This is a genomic window from Streptomyces sp. NPDC046931 (assembly GCF_040644655.1).
Lineage (GTDB): Bacteria > Actinomycetota > Actinomycetes > Streptomycetales > Streptomycetaceae > Streptomyces.
The window spans coordinates 66,426-93,060 of record NZ_JBEYWX010000010.1 but is presented as its reverse complement, the minus strand read 5'-3'; the positions used below and the strand labels follow the sequence as shown (position 1 = coordinate 93,060).

Below are 26,635 nucleotides of genomic sequence, written 5' to 3'. Positions count from 1 at the left end.
GGGCCCGGAGCGGCGCGCACAGGTGACGTCACACAGTGTGACACTCCCCGGGGGCTACTTGAGTGTCGCCGACGTCAGACCCGCCTGCACCTGGCGCTGGAAGGACAGGTAGACCACCAGCATCGGGATTATGGCGATGGTCACACCAGCGAACAGAACGGGCAGGTCGGAGGCGTATCCCTGCTGCTGCTGGAGCTGGATGAGGCCCTGGGTGAGCACATAGCGCTCGGGATCCGACCCGCTCTGCGGCTGCATCAGAACCGTCGGCAGGATGAACTGGTTCCACTGACCCAGCGTGTTGAAGATCCCGACGCTGATCAGTCCCGGCTTCGCCATCGGCAGCATGACTTGGAAGAAGGTCCGGGTGTGCGAGGCACCGTCCAGGACGGCCGCCTCGAACACCGCCGTCGGCAGGGTCCGGAAGAAGGCGTGCATGAAGAACACCGTGAACGGCATCGAGTAGGCGATGTAGACGAGGATCAGGCCCTGGTAGCTGTTCAGCATGTCCAGCCGTTTGACCATGAAGAACAGCGGCACCAGGGCCAGGAACACGGGGAACATCGCGCCGGCGACGAAGAAGTAGTACAGGAACCGGTTGCCCGGGAACCGGTAGCGGGCCAGTACGTACGCGGCCATCGAGCCGAACAGCATCGTCAGCGGCACGGAGAACACCAGCACGATCACGGTGTTCAGGAAGTAGTCGCCGATGCCCTTGTCCCAGGCGCGCCGGAACACGTCGAAGGACCAGTCGTGCGGCCAGCCGAAGGCCGAGCCGCCGATCTGGGCGTCGGTCTTGAAGGAGCTGAGCACCAGCCACAGCAGCGGCAGCACGATCAGCAGGGCCCACAGGGCGAGGAAGCCGTGCGAGAAGACGTTCAGGACCACGCCCTCGCTGCGCCGGTCGCCTGGGCGGACGGGAACCTTGGCCACGGACCGCTGGGCGGGAACGGCCGGGGTCTCCTTGATGGGTGCGCTCATCGTCGTCTCTCCCGCTCAGAACTCGATGCGCTCGCGGCGGGTGGCGCGCAGCGTGACCACGGACAGGACCAGGGTGAGCAGCAGCATGACGACACCCATGGCACAGGCGTAGCCGCTCTTCCCGAAATAGAGGAAATTGCGCATCATCACGGTCGACATGACATCGCTGTGATGGTCGGGGCCGCCGCCGTAGGCGCCCATGTTCTGGGTCATGGAGGACACCAGGACGAACATGTCCATCGCCACGATCCCCAGGTACACCCACGCGGTCTGCACGGTGTCCCACAGCAGCGGCAGCGTGATGCGGAAGAAGGACTGGGAACGGCTCGCCCCGTCGATGAGCGCCGCCTCGTAGACGTCCCTCGGGACGGACTGCATGGCTGCCGAGAAGAGCACCAGGTAGAAGCCGACGCCGTGCCAGACCACGACCAGGATCAGCGCCCACAGCACCATGTCGGGCTCGTTGAGCCACTCCACGGGATTGTCCGCGCCGACCAGGCCGAGTTTGATGAGGAAGCCGTTCAGCAGACCGCCGCCGTCACTGCGGTACACCGCGTTGAACAGCACGGCGAGAATGGCGAGCGACAGCACCTGGGGGAAGAAGTAGACGATTTTGTAGAACTTCGATCCGGCGACGCCCTGGACTCCGCCGGCCCGCCCGCGCCCGCCCGCGTTCACCATGAAGGCGAAGAAGAGGGCGAGCAGAATGGTGATCACCGGGATGAAGATCAGAAACAGGATGTTGTGCCAGATGGCCTCCAGGAAGACATCGTCCTGGAAAAGCGCCCGGTAGTTGTCCAGGCCGACGAACTTGAATGTCTGCGACTGGCCCTTCCAGTCGGTCAGCGAATAGCCGAACGTCTGGATGTACGGCCAGATGACGAAGATCAGATAGAGCGCCACGGGGACGAAGAGAAATCCCGCGACGAACCGGTACTGCCCCTTGCGCATGGCGTTCCTGCCCCTGGTGTCCCGTCCCGGGCCGGGAATCAGGTGGATTCCCGGCCCGGAATCCGGTCGGTCGAGCGGGCCCCGGTCCATCGGGGCCCGGCCGGCGGCGAGCCTCAGTCGTGGTGGTTCTTCTTGGAGGCCGGGTCCTTGGCCTGCTTGTCGACCGCGGCCTGACAGCGCTTCAGCCACTCCTTGGGCTGGATGCGCTTGGCCATGAGCTCGTTGGACGCGTTCTGGATGGCGGTGTCCATCTCGCTGTACCAGTCCGGGTAGAGGTAGCGGAAGGTGTTGGAGCCCGCCGCCTTGGAGGCCTCGACCGTGGACTGGGTACCCGGGCGCAGGGTCACGCCGGAGTCGACGCCGTCCTTGAGGATGGTGAGCGAGTTGGCCTGTTTGGCGAAGAGCGTGGACCACTCCTTGGAGAGCATGTGCCGCATGAACTCCTTGGCCCCCGGCAGGTTCTTGGCCTTCGCGGGGATGACGAAGGGCTCACCGGAGCCGGCCCGGATCGCCTCGAAGGGCATCGTGCTGCCGGACAGCAGCGGCATCGGCAGGAACTTCATGTCGAAGTCGGAGGGCGTCTGCTTGAGCTGCTCGTTCTCCAGCCAGGAGCCGCAGGTGATGAAGGCGGCCTTGTACTGGTTCCAGCGGGTCTGCGACTCGGTGTGGGTCAGGCCGTTCGTGCCGGGCATCAACAGGCCCTTCTCGACGACCTCGTAGATCGCCTCGATGCCCGCCTGCGCGGCGTCGGAACCGACGAACGCCTTCGGGTCGAGGTTGTCGATCGCCTTGACGGCGTCGATGCCGCCCTTCTTGGCGATCAGGTCCATGATGGCGACGTTGATGTAGTAGGGGTACTTGCCCTGGTGGGCGAGGCCGCCGATGCCCTGCTTCTTGGCGTCCTGGCAGATGGCGAGGAAGTCGTCCCAGGTCTTGGGCGCCGTCCAGCCCTTCTCCTTGAAGAGCTTGCCGGAGTACCAAAGACCCCACACGGTGTAGATGTAGTTGAGGGCGACGACCTTGCCCTCCTGGACGCCCGGGTCCAGGGTGCCGGGGATGAGGGTGTCGCGGACCTTCTTGCCCGGGTCGTCGACCGACGGCGCGTCGAGGACCTCGGCGAGGTCGAGCAGCTGGCCGTTCTTGTAGAGGACGTCGACCTTGATCTGCTGGGCGCCGGAGTCGTCCACGATGTCCGGCGGGTTGCCCGCGTTGAAGCGGGGCTGGAGCTTGCCCGTGATCTCCTGGGTGCCGGTGTGGGTCGAGGTGATGCCGAGCTTCTTCTGGTAGTCGGCCTCCCACGCCTTGGCGTAGTCGTCGCCGTAACCGCCCTTGAAGATGACGATGTCGAGCTTGCTGTTCTTCTCCGCCCCGAAGGGGTTCGTCTTCGACGTCTTTCCCTTGGCGTTGTCGTCGCTGGAGCCGCCGCCCCCGCCGCTCGCACACGCGGACAGGAAACTCATCGCGGGGACGGAGATCAGGCCGAGCGCGGCGGACCGTTTGATCAGATCACGGCGGCCGACGCCCCCGGGTGTGGTGTTCTCGCCGGAAGTGGATCCCATGCTCAAGTCCTCGCCTTCTCCAGGACTCAGGCGGTGAACCGGATCCTCCCCGGCACCGCGGTGATGGTGAAGCTGGGGTCGTGCATGAGGGATTCAGTGGGACGGCATGGCAGCCGGTCGTGCAAGGAACGGTCCGCCGCCTCCTGCTTTCCCCCGGTCGTGCCGGTACAGGGCTGCCGTACCCGAGGGTTGGCGACTGCCCGAACGCCGACAGGTATAGTCCACTTCCCGCCAACGGAGCAAGATCGAATGCAAGGTTGACGGGTTGCTTATCCGAGTTGAGACCTCGCGGAAATACAGGATGCCCGTGTGGTCACTCGGACGGGATATCCGCCACATTGACCCCGAATGCCACGCTCAACACCCTTGACATCACAGGTCACTTGGCCACCTACTGGTCCTTGCGCATGGAGTTGACAACGTTGTCCATATTTTCACAGCGCAGGGAGGGTGCTCGCGTATGCAGCACAGATCTCGGCACGGACGAACTCAGGCGGCGGTCGTGGCGACGGCCGCCTTCGCGTTGCTGGTGGGCCTGCACGGCGCGGCGGTGGCGCTGCCCGGCCAACCGGACGGCACGGACCGGGAGTTCGCCTCCTCGTTCGAGACCGGTGATCCGGCCCCTACATGGCTGAACACCGTCGACACGGGGGCGGACGGTGCGAAGCGGGCGTCCGGCGTGGACGGCGGATACACCACCGGAATCCCCGGCAACGTGACCGACGAGGTCACCGATGTCCGGGCCGGCGCCGAGAACGCCGGGGCCGGCGAGGTCAAGGAGAACCTGATCGACGGCGAGCCCGGCACCAAGTGGCTCACCTTCGCGCCCACGGGCTGGGTCGAGTTCGACCTCGACGCGCCGGTCAAGGTGGTCACCTACGCGCTGACGTCGGCCAACGACTACGCGGAGCGGGACCCCGCCGACTGGACGCTGCAAGGGTCCACGGACGGCAAGGACTGGAAGACCCTCGACACCCGTACCGGCGAATCGTTCGACGAGCGCTTCCAGACCAAGTCCTACGACCTCGCGGATCCTGCCGAGTACGCGCACTTCCGGCTGGACTTCACCGGAAACCACGGCGCGGACATACTGCAACTCGCCGATGTGCAGTTCTCGACCGGCCACAGCACCGAGCCCGTGCCCAGGGACATGCGCACGCTGGTGGACCGCGGCCCGATCGGCTCCCCCACCGCCAAGGCGGGCGCCGGCTTCACGGGCCGGCGGGCCCTGCGGTACGCCGGCACGCACACGGCGGACGGACGGGCGTACTCGTACAACAAGGTCTTCGACGTGAACGTGCGCGTCGAGCCGGACACCCGGCTGTCCTACCGGGTCTTCCCGTCGATGGCCGACAAGGACCGGGACTACGACGCCACCAACGTCTCCGTCGACCTCGCCTTCACCGACGGCACCTATCTGAGCGGCCTCGGAGCGCTGGACCAGCACGGCTTCCCGCTGTCCCCGCAGGGGCAGGGGGCGGCCAGGGTGCTGTACATCAACCAGTGGAACGACGTGGTCTCGCGGATCGGGTCGGTCGCGGCGGGGAAGACGGTGGACCGGATCCTGGTGGCGTACGACTCGCCGAAGGGGCCGGCGAGGTTTCGCGGCTGGCTGGACGACATCACCCTGAAGGCCGCGCCGCCGGACCGGCCCAAGGCCCATCTGTCGGACTATGCGCTGACCACCCGCGGCACCAACTCCAGCGGCTCCTTCTCGCGCGGAAACACCTTCCCGGCGACCGCCCTGCCGCACGGCTTCAACTTCTGGACGCCGGTGACCAACTCCGGCTCGCTGAACTGGCTGTACGACTACGCGCGGGCGAACAACGCGGACAACCTGCCCACCATCGAGGCGTTCAGCGCGAGCCACGAGCCGAGCCCCTGGATGGGCGACCGGCAGACGTTCCAGGTGATGCCGTCGGCCGCCGCCGGCACCCCCGACACCGGTCGCGAGGCGCGGGCGCTGGCGTTCCGGCACGACCACGAGACCGCGCGCCCGTACTACTACGGCGTGACCTTCGAGAACGGGCTCAAGGCCGAGATGACGCCGACGGACCACACGGCGGTGCTGCGGTTCACCTATCCCGGCGACGACGCCGGCGTGATCTTCGACAATGTGACCGAGCAGGCCGGGCTGACCCTCGACAAGGACAAGGGGATCGTCACCGGGTTCTCCGACGTGAAGTCAGGGCTGTCGACAGGGGCGACGCGACTGTTCGTCTACGGCGTCTTCGACGCGCCCGTGACGGACGGGGCGACCTCGGGAGTGAAGGGATACCTGCGCTTCAGGCCGGGCTCCGACCACACCGTGACCCTGCGCCTCGCCACCTCGCTCATCGGCATCGACCAGGCGAAGGACAACCTGCGGCAGGAGGTCCCGGACGGGACGTCCTTCGACGAGGTGAAGGCACGGGCGCAGCGCGCCTGGGACAAGCTGCTGGGCACGGTCGAGGTCGAGGGAGCGACCACCGACCAGCTGACGACGCTCTACTCCTCGCTGTACCGGCTGTACCTGTATCCCAACTCCGGTTTCGAGAAGGTCGGTTCGGCGTACCAGTACGCGTCCCCGTTCTCCCCGATGACGGGACCGGACACCCCCACGCACACGGGGGCGAAGATCGTCGACGGCAAGGTGTACGTCAACAACGGCTTCTGGGACACATACCGGACGACCTGGCCGGCGTACTCCTTCTTCACCCCGAAGCAGGCCGGTGAACTGGTCGACGGCTTTGTGCAGCAGTACAAGGACGGCGGCTGGACCTCACGGTGGTCCTCGCCCGGCTATGCGGACCTGATGACGGGCACATCCTCGGACGTGGCGTTCGCCGACGCCTATGTGAAGGGCGTGAAGTTCGACGCGGAGGCCGCCTACGACGCCGCCGTGAAGAACGCGACGGTCGCGCCGCCCGCCTCCGGCGTGGGCCGCAAGGGCATGACGACCTCCCCCTTCCTCGGCTATACGAGCACCAGCACGGGCGAGGGCCTGTCCTGGGCGATGGAGGGCTACGTCAACGACTACGGCATCGCGAGGATGGGCCAGGCGCTCTACGAGAAGACCCACAAGAATCGGTACAAGGAGGAGTCGGCGTACTTCCTGAACCGCGCCCGCGACTATGTCGACCTCTTCGACACGAAGGCCGGCTTCTTCCAGGGCCGAGACGCGCAGGGCAACTGGCGGGTGGACTCCTCGAAGTACGACCCACGGGTGTGGGGTTACGACTACACCGAGACCAACGGCTGGGGCTACGCCTTCACGACCCCGCAGGACAGCCGCGGCCTGGCCAACCTGTACGGCGGCCGGGCCAAGCTGGCGGACAAGCTGGACGCGTACTTCTCGACGCCGGAGACGGCCTCGCCGGAGTTCGTCGGCTCGTACGGCGGAATCATCCACGAGATGACCGAGGCGCGAGACGTCCGGATGGGCATGTACGGGCACTCCAACCAGGTCGCGCACCATGTGATCTACATGTACGACGCGGCGGGCGAGCCGTGGAAGGCCCAGGCGAACGTCCGTGAGGTCCTCTCCCGCCTGTACACGGGCAGCGAGATCGGCCAGGGCTACCACGGTGACGAGGACAACGGCGAGCAGTCGGCCTGGTACCTGTTCTCGGCGCTGGGTTTCTACCCCCTGGTCATGGGCAGCGGCGAGTACGCCATCGGATCGCCGCTGTTCAAGAAGGCCACCGTGCATCTGGAGAACGGCCGGGACCTCGTCGTCAACGCCCCGGGGAACAGCACGCGGAACGTCTATGTCCAGGGGCTGAAGGTCAACGGCCGCCCGTGGACGTCGACGGCGCTGCCGCACGCGCTGCTGTCCCGGGGGGCGGTGCTGGACTTCGACATGGGTCCACGTCCGTCGGCCTGGGGCAGCGGGAGGAACGCGGCGCCGGTGTCGATCACCCAGGACGACAAGGTGCCGTCGCCGCGCGCGGACGTGCTCAAGGGTGACGGGCCGCTCTTCGACGACACCTCGGTGACGGAGACGGCCGTGACGAGCGTGGACCTGCCGGTCACGGACCCCGTCAAGGCGGTGCAGTACACCCTGACGTCCCCGGCGGACCACACCAGGGCCCCCACGGGCTGGACCCTCCAGGGCTCGGCGGACGGCGCACAGTGGACGACCCTCGACGCACGCTCGGGAGAATCCTTCACCTGGGACCGGCAGACCAGGGCGTTCTCGATCCCGCGCCCCGGCTCCTACGCGCACTACCGCCTGGTCCTGAACTCCCCCGCCACCCTGGCGGAGGTGGAACTGCTGGCCTGACATCCCCATGAGGGACGGGGCGGGCGCGGAGGTTCCTCCGCACCCGCCCCGTCGTCGTACCGGAGGTCGCTCAGCCCACCGCGAGGGTGAACACGTGCAGATCCGCGTCGTCCGGCAGCGTCACGCTCCTGATGGTCCTGCCGGTCGGGGCCTCGTACGGCCTTGTGGCGAAGACGTAGGTCGCCACCGGGTCCCGATCGGCGCCGGCGACATTGCGGTACGCCGTCCTCGCGACCACCTCGTTGCCGTACTGGACCGTGCCGGAGCCGCCGCCGACGGTCCAGTCGGTGAAGGAGAGGTCGACGGTGTCCGTGGTGCCGTCGGTGTACGTCACGGTCGCCTTCGTCCGCCGGTTGCCGTTGACGGCGCTGCCGACGAAGCTCAGCCGGGTGGCGGGACCGGTCAGTTCGATGGTCTGGCCGGTGGCCGACACGTTGTCGGGGCGGCCCGCCGGAGAGTCCGGCCAGGTGAAGGAGAGCCCGCCCACCGTGCCCTGGAAGCCCGCCGTGAGCCCGGCGTCGGCCAGGGCCTGGCGCGAGTAGCTCCAGCCGCCTCCGTCGTAGTCGGCCTCGTCGTGGTCGCCCCCGTCGTCCGAGACGCCGGTGTTGTTGTACGCGGCCAGGAGGGTGCCGGGGGCCGCGACGGTGAGCGCCACCGGCTGTGCGTACGCGGTGTCCCCCGAGGTCACGGTGACCTTGACGTCATGGAAGCCCTGCCGGGCCGCCGGGTCGGCGGTCAGGGCGATCTCCTGGGCGCCGTCGTCGACCGTGCCCTGCGCGGGGGTCGCCGTCACCCCCTGCGGGGTGTCGACCGTGAAGTGCACCTCGGGGCCGGTGCCGCCGCTCAGGGCGAGCGCCCGGATGCCGATGCGGGCGCTGCCGCCGGGGGCGAGGGTCGCGGTGTTCGGGCCGACACCGATCTGGTACGGCTGCTCGCCCGACCGGAAGGACGGCGGCGCGTCGGCCGGGTCCGTGCCCCAGGTGCGGTCGGGGGTGCCGGAGAGGGTGTAGTCCAGGCGGCCGCCGTCGCGGACGAAGGAGGCGGGCAGCCAAGGCCGATCGCTGCTGCGGCCGTCGACCGACAGCGACCGCACATACGGGGCGTCCTCGCCCGCGCCCTCGGCCCGGATCTCGATGTCGCGGCCGTGGGGGCGGTGGATCAGCGCGCGCGGGAACAGCGGGGACGCCAGCACGAGTTCGGCCCGTGACGGCACCTGCGGGTACATCCCGAGCGCCGAGAAGACGTACCAGGACGACATGGCGCCGAGGTCGTCGTTGCCGGGGATGCCCTCGGGCCTGGTCGACCAGAGCCGGCTCATGGCGGCCCGTACGGTCTCCTGGGTGCGGGAGGGCGCCCCGGCGTAGTCGTACAGGTACGGGACGTTGATCGACGGCTCGTTGTCCAGCTCCGACTTGTCACCGCCGCTGCCGGTGAACGCCCAACTGCCGTCGGCGTTGTGGAAGAAGGCGTCGAGCCGGGCCAGCGCCTTGTCCCGGCCGCCCATCGCGGCGAACAGACCGGCCGGGTTGTGCTGCACCATCCAGGTGTACTGGGCCGCCGTCCCCTCCACGAAACCGTTCCCGGTGGCGGGCGTGAAGCCGGTGACCCAGCTGCCGTCCGCCTTGCGGTTGGCGATGTAGCCGCCACCGGGGTCGGCCGCGAGGTTGAAGTTGTTCTGCCACCACTGGGAGCGCCCCGCGAAGGCCGCCGCGGTGTCCTTCTGCCCTGCCGCGAGGGCGAGTTGGGAGAGTGAGAAGTCGGCCGTCGACATCTCCAGCGTCTCGGCGGCGCCGCCCCAGGCGTTGGAGACCGACGGCATGTAGTGGTGTTCCAGGTACTTGTCCAGGGAGGGGCGCTGGCCCACCGACAGGACCGGCCTGCCCGCTGCGGACAGGTCCTGAGGGGTGGGCGCCGTCGCCGCCTTGACCAGGGACTTCAGCGCGCCGCGCAGGTCGAAACGGGTGCCGCCGAAGGCGCGGATGCCCGCGAGGGCGGTCGGTGACGGATCGCCGTTCATGACGTGCGTCCCGCTCGCTCCGTGCAGCCAGCGGTCCCAGACTCCCCCGTTCTGCCGGGCGAGTTCGTACAGGGACTGGGCGATGTCGGAACCCGCGCCGGGGTCCAGCAGGGTCAGCAGCTGCACCTGGTCGCGGTAGACGTCCCAGCCGGAGAAGGTGCCGTACTGGGCGGTGTGGCCCCGGCCCACCCGGTGCACCGCGCTGTCGCTGCCGCGGTACCGGCCGTCGGCGTCGCTGATCACGTTCGGGTGCAGGAGCGCGTGGTAGAGCGCGGTGTAGAAGGTGGTGCGGTCCTCGTCCGTGCCGCCGCCGACCCGAATCGCGCCCAGCCGGTCGCGCCAGGCGCGGCGGGCGGCGTCCCGCACGGAGTCGAAGGACCGCCCGTCCGGGTTCTCGGCCCGGAGGTTGGCCTCGGCGCCCGCCTGGCTGACGTAGGAGACGCCGACCTTGACGTTCACCGGGCCCGAGCCGGGCGCGAACCGGACGTACCCGCCTGCGCCCTTGCCCGCGACGGGCCTGCCGCCGTGGGAGAAGCCGCCCGTGCCACCGGTCGTGTGCGTGGAGCCCGGGGTGAGCCTGTCGTCCTGCCAGGTGCCGGTCGCCGTGAAGTCGTGGTCGAAGCGGGCCGTGAAGTGGAGGGTGTAGTAGCTGTGTCGTCCCTCAGGGTCGAGATAGCCGCAGAAGTCGCCCGAGGTGACCGAGCCGGAGACCGTACGGGTCGCCGGGTCGATGGTGACCGAGGAATCGGTCGAGCCCACCTCGGAGTTGGCGGTACGGATCAGCAGCGAGGCCGGTTTGTCCGCCGGGAAGGTGAAGCGGCCCGACCCCGTGCGCGCGGTGGCCGTGAGGTCGGCCGTGACGCCCGAGGACAGGCCCACCTTGTAGTGGCCCGCTTCGGCCGTCTCGTCGGCGTGTGTGAAGTCGGCCGCGTACACGGCGTCCTCGGTGTCGCTCGCCGGTGAGGAGGTGACCTCGCCGGCGTACGGGAAGAACGGGATGTCGCCGCTGCCGCCCGCACACCCGGTGCCGGACATATGGGTGAGGCTGAAGCCGCGGATACGGGTGGCGTCGTACTGGTAGCCGCCGGGCGCGGCCGTTCTCGTCGCGTCGCCCCGGGTGTTCTCGGGGCTCCAGGAGAGCATGCCGAACGGGACGACGGCGCCCGGGAAGACGTTACCGCCGTTGCGGGTGCCGATGAGCGGGTCGACATGGGCGGCCGGGTCACGGACCAGGGGTGGTGCGGTGCCCGCGGCGAGCGCGGGGGAACCGCCGACCGCCAGGGCGGCCGCCAGCAGCAGGGACATCGGACGGAAACGCATGACGCGGCCCCTCCTCCTTCGGACGGGTCGCGCACCACGGGTCGCACAAGCCGCGGGGACAGTAACGTGCGCCGCCCGTCCCGGGGAAGACCGCCTGTCAGCCGTACGGGCGAACGCCCTTGACGTCGTTGTCCGTTGGGGGAGTACAGTCATGTACAGACCATTCCGACAACGTTGTCGCCTCCACCGGTCGTCACAAGCCACGTTCCACCCGGCGCGGCCCCCTCCCCCCGGGCCGGGCCGGCTCGCGGACCGGGTGGCACGCTCACCGGCCACCCGGTCCGCCCGGAGTTCCCCGAACGGCGCCGACCGCACGGCAGTCGTCATACGCGGCAGTCGTCATACGCGCCCGCCCGTCACAGGCGCCCGTCGTCACAGGCTCGCGTCGTCACAGGCTCGCGTCGTCACACGCGCGGGTCGGTCCGCCCCGCGTACACCCCCTCCCGCGTACACCCCCTCCCGCGTACACCCCCTCCCGCGGCACCCGAGGCACCGTAAGGGTCACTCGTGGGGGCGGTGTTGGCCGCACCAGGGCGCGAACGGGGCAACCCCAGTGCTCTTGTGGTCATCTACCTGTAGGAACGCGAACATCTGGGAGAGGGCGGGCTGTGCACGGTTCCGGTGCGGACGGTGGCCACGAGAAGGGCACCGCCGGTTCCTGGTGGGCGCCCACGGTGGCGAATCTCCTGATCGGACTGGTGGCGATACTCCCGGGCCTGTGCGTGCGGTGGCTGCTGACCCGGTACGCACTGATCCACTGCGTCGACGGGTTCGGCTGTCCCGGCAAGTCACCGGACAACACGCTCGGCATGACGCTCGGCGCGCTGCTGGGCGGCGGATTCGTCGTCGGGATGGTGCTGGTGGTGGACGTCCTCATGCCCTGGCAGGAGGGCCGGCCCCTGCATAGGTGGCTCGGTATGACGCCCCTGGTCCCCGCGCCGTTCGCGATCGCTCAGGCAGCGGGGTGGATCTAGGGTCTTTCGTTTGGATCACGCCGGGGGCGGGTCCGGGCGGGCACACGGCGAGGGCCGCACCCCCGCCGGGCGGGGGTGCGGCCCTGGACTGCCGTGCCGGAACGCTTACTTGCGGATCAGGCTGCGCAGCACGTACTGCATGATGCCGCCGTTGCGGTAGTAGTCGGCCTCACCGGGGGTGTCGATGCGGACGACCGCGTCGAACTCGACACCGGTGTCGGTGGTGACCTTGACCGTGCGCGGCGTGGTGCCCTCGTTCAGCTCCGTGACGCCGGAGATGGAGAAGGTCTCCTCGCCGCTCAGGCCGAGGGACTCGGCGGACTGGCCCTCGGGGAACTGGAGCGGCAGGACGCCCATGCCGATCAGGTTCGAGCGGTGGATGCGCTCGTAGGACTCGGCGATGACGGCCTTGACGCCGAGCAGCGCGGTGCCCTTCGCGGCCCAGTCGCGGGACGAGCCGGAGCCGTACTCCTTGCCGGCCAGGACGACCAGCGGGATGCCCTGCTCGATGTAGTTGCGCGAGGCGTCGTAGATGAAGGAGACCGGGCCGCCCTCCTGCGTGAAGTCGCGGGTGTAGCCGCCCTCGGTGCCCGGCGCGATCTGGTTGCGCAGGCGGATGTTGGCGAACGTGCCGCGGATCATGACCTCGTGGTTGCCCCGGCGCGAGCCGTAGCTGTTGAAGTCACGACGCTCCACACCGTGCTCGGTGAGGTACTGGCCGGCCGGGGTGTCGGCCTTGATCGCACCGGCCGGGGAGATGTGGTCGGTGGTGACCGAGTCGCCCAGCTTGGCGAGGACCCGGGCGCCGGCGATCTCCTCGACCGGGGCCGGCTCCATCTGCATGCCCTCGAAGTACGGGGGCTTGCGGACGTAGGTGGACTCCGCGTCCCACTCGAAGGTGTTGCCGGTCGGGATGGGCAGGGACTGCCACTGGGCGTCGCCCGCGAAGACGTCCTGGTAGGACTTGCTGAACATGTCCTCGCCGATGGCGTTGGCGACGACGTCGTTGACCTCGGCCTCGGTCGGCCAGATGTCCTTCAGGTAGACCGGGTTGCCGTCCTGGTCGGTGCCGAGGGCGTCACGGGTGACGTCCACCGTCATGGAGCCCGCGAGGGCGTACGCGACGACCAGCGGCGGGGACGCCAGGTAGTTCATCTTGACGTCGGGGTTGATTCGGCCCTCGAAGTTCCGGTTGCCGGAGAGGACCGAGGTGACCGCGAGGTCGTGGTCGTTGACGGCCTTGGAGACCTCCTCCGGCAGCGGGCCGGAGTTGCCGATGCAGGTGGTGCAGCCGTAGCCGACCAGGTTGAAGCCGACCTTGTCCAGGTACGGGGTCAGGTTGGCCTTGTCGAAGTAGTCGGTGACGACCTTCGAGCCCGGGGCCAGGGTGGTCTTGACCCACGGCTTGCGGGTCAGGCCCTTCTCGACCGCCTTCTTGGCCACCAGGGCGGCGGCGACCATGACGTAGGGGTTCGAGGTGTTGGTGCAGGAGGTGATGGCGGCGACCGTCACGGCACCGTGGTCGAGGGTGTAGGTCGTGCCGTCGGGGGCGGTGACCTGGACCGGGTTGGACGGGGCGCCGTTGGGGTGGATGGCCGGGGCGTCGGAGGCCGGGAAGGACTCCACACCCGCCTCGTCGACGACGTCGACGTAGTTGCGGACGTCCTGCTTGAACTGCTCGGCGGCGTTGGCGAGGACGATACGGTCCTGCGGGCGCTTGGGGCCGGCGATGGACGGAACGACCGTGGACAGGTCCAGCTCGAGCTTCTCGGAGAAGTCCGGCTCGGCGTTCGGGTCCAGCCAGAGGCCCTGCTGCTTGGCGTAGGCCTCGACGAGCGCGACCTGCTGGTCGGAGCGGCCGGTCAGGCGCAGGTAGTTCAGGGTCTCGTCGTCGATCGGGAAGATCGCGGCGGTGGAGCCGAACTCCGGCGACATGTTGCCGATGGTGGCGCGGTTGGCCAGGGAGGTCGCGGCGACGCCCTCGCCGTAGAACTCGACGAACTTGCCGACCACACCGTGCTTGCGGAGCATCTCGGTGATGGTGAGCACGAGGTCGGTGGCGGTGGTGCCGGGCTGGAGCTCGCCGGTGAGCTTGAAGCCGACGACGCGCGGAATGAGCATGGAGACCGGCTGGCCGAGCATCGCGGCCTCGGCCTCGATGCCGCCGACGCCCCAGCCGAGGACGCCGAGGCCGTTGACCATGGTGGTGTGCGAGTCGGTGCCGACCAGGGTGTCCGGGTAGGCCTTGCCGTCGCGGACCATCACGACACGGGCCAGGTGCTCGATGTTCACCTGGTGCACGATGCCGGTACCCGGCGGGACGACCTTGAACTCGTCGAAGGCGGTCTGGCCCCAGCGCAGGAACTGGTAGCGCTCCTTGTTGCGGCCGTACTCCAGGTCGACGTTCACCTTGAAGGCGTCGTTCGTGCCGAACTTGTCGGCGATGACGGAGTGGTCGATGACCAGCTCGGCCGGGGCCAGCGGGTTGATCTTCGCCGGGTCGCCGCCCAGCTCCTTCACGGCCTCGCGCATGGTGGCGAGGTCCACGACACAGGGAACGCCGGTGAAGTCCTGCATGATCACGCGGGCCGGCGTGAACTGGATCTCCTGCGACGGCTGGGCCTGGGAGTCCCAGTTACCGAGGGCACGGATGTGGTCGGCGGTGATGTTCGCGCCGTCCTCGGTGCGGAGCAGGTTCTCCAGCAGGACCTTGAGGCTGTACGGCAGGCGGGCCGAGCCCTCCACCTTGTCCAGCCGGAAGATCTCGTACGACTCGTCGCCCACCTGCAGCGTGCTGCGGGCGTCGAAGCTGTTCGCCGACACGACAGTCTCCTTCATTGATGTGCGCGTACCACCGCAATCCTGCCGCCATGACGGCTTGGCCGATCCGCTAAGGTAAGGCTAAGTTAGGTAACCCTTACCAGAGCGATGGCTGCGGGGCGCCTCGGCAGATATCTCGATGTCGAGATAACTCTAGTACATGGGTGCCAGATGGTCATGCCCGGCCCCGCCCGGCCTCGGTCCGCGACACCACGGGGCAGCGGCTCCGCGCCCCAACCCCGACGGGCGAACGCACCCCCGTGTCATCAGCCCGGCGAACCGGGGTATCCGACGTGAATCAGAACGTTCGAGAAGGAGGCACGCACGCATGCCGCTGACATTCCGCAAGAGCTTCCGGATCCTGCCCGGAGTCCGCCTGAACATCAACAAGCGCTCCTGGTCCCTCACCACAGGCGGGAAGAACGGACCGCGCCACACCCGCAGCAGTTCAGGACGTCGCACGACATCGATGGATTTGCCCGGTCCTTTCGGATGGCACCGCACCCGCTCCACCAGGGGTCACTGAAAGTCACTCACCCGAATGGACCCCCTAGAAGGCGCCATCTCATATCTGAGATAACCTCAGTCTCATGTCAGACGACTACCTCGTACGCATCGGCAAGCTCATCCGTGACGCCAGGCAGCACCGTGGCTGGACTCAGACGCAGCTCGCCGAGGCACTCGGCACCAGTCAGAGTGCCGTGAACCGGATCGAGCGCGGCAACCAGAACCTCAGTCTTGAGATGATCGCCAGGATCGGCGAGGCCCTCGACAGCGAGATCGTGTCCCTGGGCTACGCGGGTCCCATGCATCTGCGGGTGGTCGGCGGCCGCCGGCTCTCCGGCGCCATCGATGTCAAGACGAGCAAGAACGCCTGTGTGGCCCTGCTGTGCGCCTCGCTGCTCAACAAGGGACGCACGGTGCTGCGCCGGGTCGCCCGTATCGAGGAGGTGTTCCGCCTTCTGGAGGTGCTGGCGTCGATCGGAGTGCGCACCCGGTGGATCAACGACGGGGGCGATCTGGAGATCGTGCCGCCCGCCGACCTCGACCTGGGCGCCATCGACGCCGAGGCCGCCCGCCGCACGCGGTCCATCATCATGTTCCTCGGGCCGCTGATGCACCGTACGGAATGGTTCAAGCTGCCGTACGCGGGCGGCTGCGACCTCGGCACCCGGACCGTCGAGCCGCACATGATCGCGCTGCGCCGGTTCGGGCTGGACGTCACCGCCACCGAGGGGCACTACCACGCCGTCGTGGACCGGTCCGTCTCCCCCGGCAGGCCGATCGTGCTGACCGAGCGCGGTGACACCGTGACCGAGAACGCGCTGCTCGCCGCCGCCCGCCACGACGGGGTCACGGTCATCCGCAACGCGTCCTCCAACTACATGGTCCAGGACCTGTGCTTCTTCCTGGAGGCGCTCGGTGTCGTGGTCGAGGGCATCGGCACCACCACGCTCACTGTCCACGGTGTGCCGGACATCGACGTCGACGTCGACTACTCCCCCTCGGAGGACCCGGTCGAGGCGATGAGCCTGCTGGCCGCCGCGGTCGTCACCGAGTCGGAGCTGACGGTGCGCCGGGTGCCGATCGAGTTCCTCGAGATCGAGCTCGCGGTGCTGGAGGAGATGGGGCTCGACCACGACCGCAGCCCGGAGTACGTGGCCGACAACGGCCGCACCCGGCTGGTCGACCTCACGGTACGGCCCTCCAAGCTGGAGGCGCCGCTCGACAAGATCCACCCGATGCCGTTCCCGGGCCTGAACATCGACAACGTCCCGTTCTTCGCGGCCATCGCGGCCTCCGCGCAGGGCAAGACGCTCATCCACGACTGGGTGTACGACAACCGGGCCATCTACCTGACCGACCTCAACCGGCTCGGCGGACGACTGCAACTCCTCGACCCGCACCGTGTCCTGGTGGAGGGCCCGACCCGCTGGCGCGCCGCCGAGATGATGTGCCCGCCGGCCCTGCGGCCCGCGGTGGTGGTCCTGCTGGCGATGATGGCGGCCGAGGGCACCTCCGTGCTGCGGAACGTGTACGTCATCAACCGCGGCTACGAGGACCTGGCCGAGCGGCTCAACTCGGTCGGCGCGCAGATCGAGACGTTCCGGAACATCTGAGACACGGAACGGCCGCCCCCCTGGTCGATCGGCCGGACGTGCCGCTCGGTCAGGCGTATGGGCAAGCCGGTCGCGGGTGGCCGCGGCGAGGGCCTGTCCGGCGGATCATGCCGGACAGGCCCGTCGTCCCGAGGAGGGCTCAGCGCTTGAGCGTGAAGCTGAAGTCGCCGGAGAGTTTGCCGCTCAGCCGGACCGCCGAAACAAGCCTCCCCTCCGTGATCAGTCTCTCGACCTCGGCCCGCGAAAGACCGCAGCCTTCGGCGATCAGTCGCACCGGCCGGACAGGGATCCGCGCCGCAAAGCGGACCGAGACGTCGATCACCTCGCGGTCCAGGTGATCCGATCCGCCGCTGTCGAGGCGCCAGGCGTTGTCCCAGTCGAGGGCGATGCGATTACGGCGCTGCACGACCGCATCCTGAAGCAGCTCGGCTGTCAGGCCGGGGTCGTTGTCATGCAGCCGGTCCAGCAGTTCAGGTCGTACGGAGCGCACACTCATCCGCTCCAGGACCGTGAGCTTTGCGGTTTCCCCGCAAGCGGTACAGAGGACGAGGAGCCAGGCGTCGATGAGCTTGTGGTTTGCGTTGACGCGAAATTTACCGCCTGCCCGGAAGCGCTTAGAGGCGCACGCGTGGCAACGGCGGAGAACGAGCGGCAGGCAGGTGGGCGCGACCACCCAGTCATTGAGCACAGAAGTACACCGGTTTCAGTGAGAAGTCCGCAGCAAAAAGCAGCGCGGCGCATATGCGCGACGCGCGACGAATCAGCGCTCGGGAGGTCTCACAGGGTGTACAACGGCACGTCCTTGACCAGACGACTTGGTTCGGCAGCACGGTAATGGCGCACAGCGGCGCTGCTCCACTGGTTTTTGACCCCGGCTAGCGTCCTCTCGTGCCCACGGAGATACAGCGCCTGGTCGACGAACTCGTCGCACGGATGGAGTCCGGCTCCGCTCCCGCCTACCGAACCGCGATGAAGCGGCTTGCGGATACCGCTCGGGCGGGAGGCCCCGGGAGTCTGACCGCCACCGCGGAGGCCCCCGCGCCCTTGCTGCCGGGGCTGAGCGCGGACTTCGCCAAGACCGCGGTTCTGGCGGGCGCGTGCGTCGAGTGGGGCGCGTCCCCCATCGCTCTCGTCGAAGTGCTGCCGCGGCGCGCCTCAAAAGCCATGAAGTTCAACGAGGTGGTGCCGCGGTTCTGGGACAAAGCAGCACGCGGCCGGCCGCTGCCCGAACCGGTGAGCGCCGGCGCCCACCAACTGGTGCGGACGCTGACCGGACTGCCCCGGTGGCGCCGGGGCGTCGACAAGAACACGATGACTCGTATCGCCATGTCCTGGTTCGACATGGAGGACTGGCTCAAAGCCCTGATCACGGTCATGGCGGACGCAGGTTTCCGCGCGGCCGTCCCCGGCGACGTCAAAGCCGAGCTGTGCGAACACGCCGCCGCGCTCGCCCACCGGTCCCAACAAGCTGCTTGGGTCGGCGCACTGGCTGCCGTTCTTGACGACGAACCGCTGGTCGTCATCGACCCTCGCGCACGCCGGGGATACGCCCTCACGATGAGTGGTATCTGATTCTGGAACCGGCCGAGACCCAACACTGGCTCGCCCGCCTTGCTCCCGCCGTCGAGAACGACCTGATGGCCGACTAGAGGCCAGGGAACAGCGACCCTGAGGTCCCGCTGCCGAGCTCTCACACCTGCTCTGCTTGGATCAGCCCATGACTTCCCCTGATGTACCGGACCCGACGCGCGGCGTGGCAGGACTTGCGGTCTGGTTCGGCGGGTTGTCCGTGGCGTGCTGGTTCTGCTGCCCGTTCTGGATGCTTGTCTGGTTCGTCTCGCTGCCGCTGGCCCTCGCCGGGATGGTGCGGGCGTACATCGAGTATCGAGCGCCGGGACCTGAGCGGACGAGCAGGTCGCGGGCGGTGGTGGGAGGGGTGTTGTCCCTTGTGGGGGCAGCGGCGGCAATCGCGTACCTGATCTTTCTGGCCCTCCATCCGGATCTTCCCGTTCAGGACTAGCGGTTCGGCTCGATCACGCTGCGGGCCGCCTACGGAAGCACCGCGAAACCGTCGAGTTCCACCAAGGCCTCCTCGTCCCACAGGCGTACGGTTCCCACGACGGCCATCGCGGGATAGTCGCGGCCCGCCAGCCGCCGCCAGATGCGGCCGAGTTCGGGGGCGTGGGTGCGGTAGGCGGCGACGTCGGTGGCGTAGACGGTGACGCGGGCGAGCTCTGCGGGGGTGCCGCCGGCGGCGCGCAGGGCGGTGAGCAGGTTGGTGAGCGCCCGCTCGAACTGCTCGGGGAGGGTGGCCCCCACGACTTTGCCGTCGGTGTCGAGAGCTGTCTGGCCCGCCAGGAACACCACCCGGGAGCCGGTCGCGACCACCGCATGCGAGAAACCTGTCGGAGGGGAGAGATCCGGCGGGTTGATACGCGAGAAGGCGGGCGGATCGGTGCGCTCGGCGGTCACGGGGCCTCCACGGTGGTGTACAACTCCTTGGCGACGATGCCGCGTTGGACCTCGCTCGCGCCCTCGTAGATCCGGGGAGCGCGCACCTCGCGGTAGAGGTGCTCGAGAAGGTGGCCGCGGCGCAGGGCGCGGGCGCCGTGCAGCTGGACGGCCGCGTCGACGACGTACTGCGCGGTCTCGGTGGCCAGCAGCTTCGCCATCGCGACCCGTTTCGGGACGTCCGGGGCTCCGGCGTCGTACGCCGTCGCCGCCGCGTAGACCATGAGGCGGGCCGCCTCGGTGCGCAGGGCCATCTCGGCCACCTGGTGGGCGACGGCCTGGAGGTCCTTCAGCTTGCCGCCGAACGCGTCCCGTTCCGCCGTGTGGGCGAGGGTCGCGTCGAGGGCCGACTGCGCCATGCCGACCGCGAAGGCCCCGACGCTGGGCCGGAAGAGATTGAGCGTGCCCATGGCGACCCGGAAGCCCCGGCCGGGCTCCCCGAGGACATCGTCGGCGGTCACGGGCACGGCGTCGAAGGCGAGGGCGCCGATGGGGTGCGGCGAGAGCATGTCGAGCGCGGAGCCGGTCAGGCCGGGGCGGTCGGCGGGGACGAGGAACGCGGTCACGCCGCGCGCTCCCGTGCCGGGGGCGGTGCGCGCGAAGACGGTGTAGAAGTCGGCCTCGGGGGCGTTGGAGATCCAGCATTTCTCCCCGGTGAGCCGCCAGCCCCGCCCGCCGTCCCGCTCGGGGAGGGGGGATGTGCCCTCCGGGTCCGCTCTCAGGGCCAGCGCCGCGGCGTCCGAGCCCGCGTCCGGCTCGGTCAGGGCGAAGGCCGCCACCACAGTGCCGGCGCGGACACCGGGGAGCCAGCGGTCGCGCTGTGCCCGCGTACCGTACGTGTGCACCGGGTGCGCGCCGAGACCTTGGAGGGCGAGGGCCGTCTCCGCCTCCGTGCAGGCTTGGGCCAGCGACTCCCGCATCAGGCACAGCTCCAGCGCGCCCGCGGTGAACAGCCTGTCCAACAGCCCGAGTCGACCGAGTTCCTCGACGAGTTCCCGGTTGACCCGGCCCGGCTCGCCCTTGTCCGCGAGCGGGCGCAGCCGCCGCTCCGCCAGGTCGCGCAGTTCCGCACACCAGGCGATCTGTGCCGGATCGAGCGAGAATGCGGTCATTGCCGGTCCCTCTCCCTGACGGTGCACCGGGCCGGTGGGCAGCCCACCCGAGCGTATCGCGGACCGTTGACTGTCGTCACCAACACGATACGCTCGATGCGCGAGCCCACCACGACAAGGGGGCGAGACGCCATGGATCCCAGGGACGCCACCACCAGCGCCATGGAGACGGCCGGCGCCGTCGGCACCAGCAGCACCAGCAAAGGCACCACCGCTCACCTGGACACCTTCGCCCGGGACCAGCTCCCACCCCGTGAGCAGTGGCCCGAACTCCTTTTCGACCTGCCCGAGCTGCATTACCCCGAACGGCTCAACGCCGCGGTCGAGTTGCTGGCCGGTACCGCCCCGGGCCGACCGGCCTTCCGTACGGCGACCGGGGAGGTGTGGACGTACGGGCAGCTCAGGGCCCGTGTCGACCGGATCGCGCACACGCTCACCGGAACCCTCGGCGTGGTCCCCGGCAACCGGGTGCTGCTGCGCGGCCCCACCACCCCTTGGCTCGCGGCCTGCTGGCTCGCGGTGCTGAAGGCGGGCGCGGTCGCCGTCACCGTGCTCGCCCAGCAGCGTCCGCACGAGCTGCGCACGGTGTGCGAGATCGCCCGGGTCGGGCACGCCCTGTGCGACGCCCGCGCCGTGGACGACCTGGCGAAGGCCGACGTCCCCGGGCTGCGCATCACCCCCTACGGCGGCGACTCCCCCGAGGATCTGCTGCGCCTGCCGGCGCCCGAGGAACCGTACGCGCCGGTGGACACGGCGGCCGACGACGTGGCGCTGATCGCCTTCACCTCGGGCACCACGGGCCGCCCGAAGGGCTGTATGCACTTCCACCGCGACCTGCTGGCCATCGCGGACACCTTCTCCCGGCATGTGCTCCGGCCCCGCCCCGACGACGTCTTCGCGGGCAGTCCTCCGCTCGGCTTCACCTTCGGGCTCGGCGGCCTGGTCGTCTTCCCGCTGCGGGCCGGCGCGAGCGCCCTGCTGCTCGAACAGGCGGGCCCCCGGCAGCTGTTGCCCGCCATCGCCGAGCACCGGGTCTCCGTCCTGTTCACGGCGCCGACCGCGTACCGCGCGATGCTCGAGGAGATGAGCGGACACGAAGGAGGCGAAGGAGACGACGGACGCGAAGGAGGCGAAGGAGACGACGGACGCGAAGGAGGCGACAGGCACGAGGGACACGACATCTCGTCGCTCCGGCGGTGTGTGTCGGCCGGGGAGAACCTGCCCGCCGCGACCTGGCGGGCCTGGTACCAGCGCACGGGGCTGCGCGTCATCAACGGCATCGGCGCGACCGAACTGCTGCACATCTTCATCTCCGCCGCGGACGACGCGATCCGCCCGGGGACCACGGGAGTTCCGGTGCCGGGGTGGCAGGCCCGGGTGCAGGACGCCGACGGCGCTCCCGTGCCCGACGGCGAGCCCGGGCTGCTCGCCGTGCGCGGACCGGTCGGCTGCCGCTATCTCGCCGATCCCCGGCAGCGGGACTACGTCCGGGGTGGCTGGAACATCACGGGCGACACCTATGTCCGCGAGCCCGACGGCTACTTCCGGTATGTGGCGCGCGCGGACGACATGATCATCTCGGCCGGGTACAACATCGCCGGACCGGAGGTCGAGGACGCCCTGCTGCGTCACCCGGATGTGGTCGAGACGGCTGTCGTCGGCCGGCCGGACGAGGCGCGCGGGCAGGTGGTGGTGGCGTACACGGTGCTCAGGCCGGGCGCTCGGCGCGACCCGGAGGCCCTGCGCGCCTTCCTGACCTCCGAGCTGGCGCCGTACAAGTGTCCGCGCGAGTTCGTCTTCGTGGACGCACTGCCCCGCACGGCGACGGGCAAGCTCCAGCGGTTCCGGCTGCGCATGGACGTCCGCCCGGCGCCCCCACCCGGTGATCATGACTGACGCCGACGATCTAAAGTGATCAACGTGTCCGATCAGCACGCTCCCCGCTCCCTCATCGTGACGTTCTACGGCGCCTACGGCCGCTTCACACCCGGTCCGGTTCCGGTGGCCGAGCTGATCCGGCTGCTCGCCGCGGTCGGCGTGGACGCGCCCTCCGTACGCTCGTCGGTGTCCCGGCTGAAGCGGCGGGGGCTGCTGGTCCCGTCGCGCACGGCCACCGGCGCGGCCGGATACGCGCTGTCGCCGGACGCGCTGCAACTCCTCGACGACGGCGACCGGCGCGTGTACGCGACGACGCCTCCCGAGGACGAGGGCTGGGTGGTCGCGGTGTTCTCGGTGCCGGAGTCCGAGCGGCAGAAGCGGCATCTGCTGCGCTCCCGGCTCGCCGGACTCGGTTTCGGCACCGCGGCCCCCGGCGTGTGGATCGCCCCCGCACGCCTGTACGAGGAAACCCGGCACACCCTTCAGCGGCTGCGTCTCGGCCCGTATGTGGAGCTCTTCCGCGGTGAGCACCTCGGTTTCGCGCCGACCGCGCAGGCGGTGGCGCGCTGGTGGGACCTGGCCGCGATCGCCAAGCAGCACGAGGCGTTCCTCGACTGTCACGCGCACGTACTGCACGAGTGGGAGGCGCGCGAGGACACCCCGCCGGAGGCGGCGTACCGCGACTACCTGCTGGCTCTGGACTCCTGGCGCCATCTGCCGTACGTCGACCCGGGGTTGCCGGCCCAGCTGCTCCCCGGGGACTGGCCGGGTACGCGTTCCGCCTCGGTCTTCCGGGCGCTGCACGAGCGGCTTCGGGACGCGGGAGCGGTGTTCGCGGGAGTGCGCCCCGAGGCCTGAGCCGGTGCCGGGCGAGAAGGCTCAGCCGCTGAAGGCCAGACGGGGTTTCGGGGCGTCCGTGCGTCCGGTCTGCGGGCGCCGGCTGCCGGCCCGGTAGGGCGCGGGCCACACCGCGCCGGGCCCGCCGTATCCCTGTTCGGCCGCCGCGTGCAGCGTCCAGTGCGGGTCGTACAGATGCGGCCGGGCGAGGGCGCACAGATCGGTCCGCCCGGCGAGGATCAGCGAGTTGACGTCGTCCCACGACGAGATGGCGCCCACCGCGATCACCGGGATGCCCGTCTCGTGGCGGATCCGGTCGGCGTACGGCGTCTGGTACGAACGCCCGTACGCCGGCCGTTCGTCGGCCACCACCTGCCCGGTCGACACGTCGATCGCGTCGGCGCCGTGTGCGGCGAAGGCCCGGGCGATCTCGACGGCCTGCTCGGCCGTGGTGCCGCCCTCGGCCCAGTCCGTCGCGGAGATCCGTACGGTCATGGGCCGCTCCTCGGGCCACACCGCCCGTACGGCGTCGAAGACCTCCAGGGGGAAGCGGAGCCGCTTGGCGAGGCTGCCGCCGTAGGCGTCGGTGCGCCGGTTGGTGAGCGGCGAGAGGAAGCCGGAGAGCAGATAGCCGTGGGCGCAGTGCAGTTCGAGCAGGTCGAAGCCGCTGCGGACGGCCCGCCAGGCGGCGGACGCGAACTGCTCGCGGAGGTCCGTGAGTTGGGCGCGGGACAACTCGCGGGGTGTCTGGCTGCCGGGTTTGTACGGGATCGGGGACGCGGCCACCAGCGGCCAGTTGCCCTCCTCCAGCGGCTCGTCCATGCCCTCCCACATCAGCTTGGTCGAGCCCTTGCGGCCGCTGTGCCCGAGCTGCACACCGATGGCGGTGCCCGGGGCCTGGGTGTGCACGAAGTCGGTGATCCGCCGCCAGGCCTCGGCCTGCCGCCCGGTGTAGAGCCCGGCGCAGCCCGGGGTGATGCGCCCCTCGGCGCTCACGCACACCATCTCGGTCATCACCAGTCCTGCCCCGCCCAGCGCCCGCGCGCCCAGGTGGACGAGGTGCAAGTCGCCCGGAACGCCGTCCACCGAGGAGTACATGTCCATCGGCGAGACCACGACCCGGTTGCGCAGGGTCAGGCCCCGCAGCCGGAAGGGGGTGAACATGGGAGGGGTGCCGGGCGCGCAGCCGAACTCCCTTTCCACCGCCTCGGTGAAGCGTGCGTCGCGCAGCCGCAGATTGTCGTGGGTGACCCGGCGGCTGCGGGTGAGCAGGTTGAACGCGAACTGCCGGGCGGGCTGGTCGAGATAGAGCCGGAGGTTCTCGAACCACTCCAGGCTGGCCCGGGCCGCGCGCTGGGTGGAGGCGACGACGGGCCGCCGCTCCTCCTCGTAGGCGGCGAGGGCGTCCCGCAGCGAGGTGTGCTCCTCCAGGCACGCGGCCAGCGCGAGTGCGTCCTCCACCGCGAGCTTGGTGCCGGAGCCGATCGAGAAGTGGGCGGTGTGCGCGGCGTCGCCGAGGAGGACCACGTTGCCGTGCGACCACCGGGCGTTGGTGACCGTGCGGAAGGTGGTCCAGGTGGAGTTGTTGGAGCGCAGGGGCTGTCCGCCGAGCGCGTCCGCGAAGATCTTGGCGCAGCGCTCGATCGTCTCGGCGGTCTCCGACTCGGCGAACCCGGCGGCCCGCCACACCTCCTCGCGCATCTCGACGATGACGGTCGAGGCGTCCCCCGCATACGGATAGCCGTGCAGCTGCATCACGCCGTGCTCGGTCTCGGCGATCTCGAAGCGGAACGCGTCGAAGGCGAAGTCGGCGGCGAGCCAGATGTAACGGCAGCGGTGCTCCTCGACAACGGGCCGGAACACCTCGGCGTAGGCCGCACGGGTGGCGCTGTGCACCCCGTCGGCGGCGATCACCAGGTCGTACGCCTTCGACAGCCGTGCCGGGTGCGGGGCCTCGGACCTGAAGCGGATCTCGACGCCGAGCGAACGGCAGCGCTCGTGCAGGATCTGAAGCAGCCGCCGCCTGCCGAGAGCGGCGAAGCCGTGGCCGCCGGAGGTCTGGCGCACTCCCCGGTGCACGATGTCGATGTCGTCCCAGCGCACGAACTCGTCCTTCAGCGCGGCGTGCACGACGGGGTCGGCGTGCTCGATGCCGCCGAGCGTCTCGTCCGAGAGGACGACACCGAAGCCGAAGGTGTCGTCGGGGGCGTTGCGCTCCCAGACTGTGACCTCGCGGGCCGGGTCGAGACGCTTGAGCAGGGCGGCGGCGTACAGCCCGCCGGGGCCGCCGCCGACGACGGCGACGCGCAGGGGCCGGCGGGCCGCCTCCATGGCTACTTCCCCTGCCATTTCGGGGGCCTCTTCTCCGTGAAGGCGGCGTGGAACTCGGCGTAGTCCTCGCCGTTCATCAGCAGCGCCTGCGTCGACGCGTCCAGCTCGACGGACGCGGCGAGCGGCATGTCCAGCTCGGCCGTCAGCAGCGCCTTGGTCTGCGCGTAGGCGAGGGCCGGGCCGTCGGCGAGCCGGCGGGCCAGCGCCTGGGCCGCCTCGTCGGCGCGGCCCTCCTCGGTCAGCTCGCTGATCAGCCCGATCCGCTCCGCCTCCGGTGCCCGCACCGGCTCCCCGAGCATGAGCAGCCGGGTGGCGTGCCCGAGCCCGACGACCCTCGGGAGCAGATAGGCGGCACCCATGTCGCCGCCGGACAGCCCGACCCTGGTGAACAGGAAGGCGAAGCGCGCGGAGGGGTCGGCCACCCGGAAGTCCGCGGCCAGCGCGAGCACCGCGCCCGCGCCCGCGGCCACCCCGTGCACGGCGGCGATCACCGGGAACGGGCACTCCCGCACGGCCCGGACGACCTGCCCGGTCATACGGTTGAAGTCGAGCAGCTGGGCGGTGTCCATGGAGAGGGTGGCGCCGATGATCTCGTCGACGTCGCCGCCCGAGCAGAAGCCGCGCCCCTCACCGGCCAGCACCAGGGCCCGGACGGACCTCTCCCGGGACAGCTGGGCCAGCAGGTCGCGCAGGTCGGCGTAGGCGCCGAAGGTGAGCGCGTTGAGTTTCTCGGGGCGGTCCAGGGCGACCGTGGCGACCCCGTCCGCCAGGGCGCACCTGAGGTGACGCCAGTCGGAGGTGCGGGCGGCGGAGCCGGTGAAGGGACTCATGACGGGCGGCCTCCTCGGTCGGGGGGCGGCTGTCTGCACTGCTGCTCTGTGACGAAGTTATCACTGATCCATGACTGTCGTCACGAGTGCGCGATACACCATGGCGAAACCCGCCGATCGCCCTCCACGGGGC

The 26,635-nt window shown here is 69.7% G+C and carries 18 protein-coding genes; 8 read left to right on the top strand and 10 right to left on the bottom strand.

Annotated elements, in window-relative coordinates; genetic code table 11:
• Positions 1 to 54: 54 nt before the first annotated feature.
• From ABZ876_RS19550 to ngcE, 3 genes are all read right to left on the bottom strand, one after another.
• Positions 55 to 978, bottom strand: a complete 924-nt coding sequence (locus tag ABZ876_RS19550) for a carbohydrate ABC transporter permease (RefSeq protein WP_361782295.1) — start codon at positions 976 to 978, stop codon at positions 55 to 57.
• A 15-nt stretch (positions 979 to 993) separates the two neighbouring features.
• Positions 994 to 1,929, bottom strand: coding sequence for a sugar ABC transporter permease (locus ABZ876_RS19545; protein ID WP_361782292.1), 936 nt, complete (start codon positions 1,927 to 1,929; stop codon positions 994 to 996).
• Positions 1,930 to 2,042: 113 nt separating this feature from the next.
• Entirely contained in the window at positions 2,043 to 3,488 is a 1,446-nt protein-coding gene (gene ngcE / locus ABZ876_RS19540; RefSeq protein ID WP_361782289.1) for an N-acetylglucosamine/diacetylchitobiose ABC transporter substrate-binding protein, read from the bottom strand.
• Positions 3,489 to 3,948: 460 nt separating this feature from the next.
• Between ngcE and ABZ876_RS19535 the strand changes: the two genes are divergently transcribed.
• The gene (locus ABZ876_RS19535) at positions 3,949 to 7,752 is read left to right on the top strand and encodes a GH92 family glycosyl hydrolase (RefSeq protein ID WP_361782286.1); all 3,804 of its coding nucleotides are present in this window, start codon (positions 3,949 to 3,951) and stop codon (positions 7,750 to 7,752) included.
• A gap of 70 nt (positions 7,753 to 7,822) precedes the next feature.
• Here ABZ876_RS19535 and ABZ876_RS19530 read toward each other — a convergent pair whose 3' ends face one another.
• Positions 7,823 to 11,089: a GH92 family glycosyl hydrolase gene (locus tag ABZ876_RS19530; RefSeq protein ID WP_361782283.1), complete on the bottom strand. Its 3,267-nt coding sequence runs from the start codon at positions 11,087 to 11,089 to the stop codon at positions 7,823 to 7,825.
• Between the two features lie 608 nt (positions 11,090 to 11,697).
• Between ABZ876_RS19530 and ABZ876_RS19525 the strand changes: the two genes are divergently transcribed.
• A complete protein-coding gene (locus tag ABZ876_RS19525; protein ID WP_361782280.1) occupies positions 11,698 to 12,063 on the top strand; it encodes a hypothetical protein in 366 nt (121 codons plus the stop codon).
• A gap of 105 nt (positions 12,064 to 12,168) precedes the next feature.
• Here ABZ876_RS19525 and acnA read toward each other — a convergent pair whose 3' ends face one another.
• The gene (gene acnA / locus ABZ876_RS19520) at positions 12,169 to 14,886 is read right to left on the bottom strand and encodes an aconitate hydratase AcnA (RefSeq protein WP_361782278.1); all 2,718 of its coding nucleotides are present in this window, start codon (positions 14,884 to 14,886) and stop codon (positions 12,169 to 12,171) included.
• Positions 14,887 to 15,211: 325 nt separating this feature from the next.
• Between acnA and ABZ876_RS19515 the strand changes: the two genes are divergently transcribed.
• Positions 15,212 to 15,409 carry a DUF4236 domain-containing protein gene (locus tag ABZ876_RS19515; protein ID WP_361782276.1) on the top strand — a complete coding sequence of 66 codons (198 nt, stop codon included), beginning with the start codon at positions 15,212 to 15,214 and terminating at the stop codon, positions 15,407 to 15,409.
• A gap of 64 nt (positions 15,410 to 15,473) precedes the next feature.
• Positions 15,474 to 17,003 (top strand): UDP-N-acetylglucosamine 1-carboxyvinyltransferase, encoded by a 1,530-nt coding sequence (locus tag ABZ876_RS19510; protein WP_361782273.1) that lies wholly within the window; start codon positions 15,474 to 15,476, stop codon positions 17,001 to 17,003.
• 139 nt (positions 17,004 to 17,142) lie between these two features.
• Here ABZ876_RS19510 and ABZ876_RS19505 read toward each other — a convergent pair whose 3' ends face one another.
• The gene (locus ABZ876_RS19505) at positions 17,143 to 17,691 is read right to left on the bottom strand and encodes a DUF1062 domain-containing protein (RefSeq protein ID WP_361782270.1); all 549 of its coding nucleotides are present in this window, start codon (positions 17,689 to 17,691) and stop codon (positions 17,143 to 17,145) included.
• A gap of 200 nt (positions 17,692 to 17,891) precedes the next feature.
• On the opposite strand from ABZ876_RS19505, the gene ABZ876_RS19500 reads away from it, so the two are divergent.
• Entirely contained in the window at positions 17,892 to 18,575 is a 684-nt protein-coding gene (locus ABZ876_RS19500; protein ID WP_361782267.1) for a hypothetical protein, read from the top strand.
• Between the two features lie 145 nt (positions 18,576 to 18,720).
• Positions 18,721 to 19,023, top strand: a complete 303-nt coding sequence (locus ABZ876_RS19495) for a hypothetical protein (protein WP_361782264.1) — start codon at positions 18,721 to 18,723, stop codon at positions 19,021 to 19,023.
• Between the two features lie 29 nt (positions 19,024 to 19,052).
• On the opposite strand, the gene ABZ876_RS19490 is transcribed toward ABZ876_RS19495, so the two are convergent.
• Together ABZ876_RS19490 and ABZ876_RS19485 are read right to left on the bottom strand one after the other, a co-directional pair.
• Positions 19,053 to 19,475: a RidA family protein gene (locus tag ABZ876_RS19490; protein ID WP_361782261.1), complete on the bottom strand. Its 423-nt coding sequence runs from the start codon at positions 19,473 to 19,475 to the stop codon at positions 19,053 to 19,055.
• Positions 19,472 to 20,626, bottom strand: coding sequence for an acyl-CoA dehydrogenase family protein (locus tag ABZ876_RS19485; protein WP_361782258.1), 1,155 nt, complete (start codon positions 20,624 to 20,626; stop codon positions 19,472 to 19,474). The genes ABZ876_RS19490 and ABZ876_RS19485 overlap by 4 nt, the downstream gene beginning before the upstream one ends.
• A 162-nt stretch (positions 20,627 to 20,788) precedes the next feature.
• Between ABZ876_RS19485 and ABZ876_RS19480 the strand changes: the two genes are divergently transcribed.
• Together ABZ876_RS19480 and ABZ876_RS19475 are read left to right on the top strand one after the other, a co-directional pair.
• A complete protein-coding gene (locus ABZ876_RS19480; RefSeq protein ID WP_361782683.1) occupies positions 20,789 to 22,522 on the top strand; it encodes an AMP-binding protein in 1,734 nt (577 codons plus the stop codon).
• A 15-nt stretch (positions 22,523 to 22,537) separates the two neighbouring features.
• Complete coding sequence (locus tag ABZ876_RS19475) at positions 22,538 to 23,362, top strand: PaaX family transcriptional regulator C-terminal domain-containing protein (RefSeq protein WP_361782255.1); 825 nt, start codon at positions 22,538 to 22,540, stop codon at positions 23,360 to 23,362.
• A gap of 21 nt (positions 23,363 to 23,383) precedes the next feature.
• On the opposite strand, the gene ABZ876_RS19470 is transcribed toward ABZ876_RS19475, so the two are convergent.
• Together ABZ876_RS19470 and ABZ876_RS19465 are read right to left on the bottom strand one after the other, a co-directional pair.
• A complete protein-coding gene (locus tag ABZ876_RS19470; RefSeq protein ID WP_361782252.1) occupies positions 23,384 to 25,690 on the bottom strand; it encodes a bifunctional salicylyl-CoA 5-hydroxylase/oxidoreductase in 2,307 nt (768 codons plus the stop codon).
• Positions 25,675 to 26,502, bottom strand: coding sequence for an enoyl-CoA hydratase family protein (locus ABZ876_RS19465; RefSeq protein WP_361782249.1), 828 nt, complete (start codon positions 26,500 to 26,502; stop codon positions 25,675 to 25,677). The genes ABZ876_RS19470 and ABZ876_RS19465 overlap by 16 nt, the downstream gene beginning before the upstream one ends.
• Positions 26,503 to 26,635: the final 133 nt, after the last annotated feature.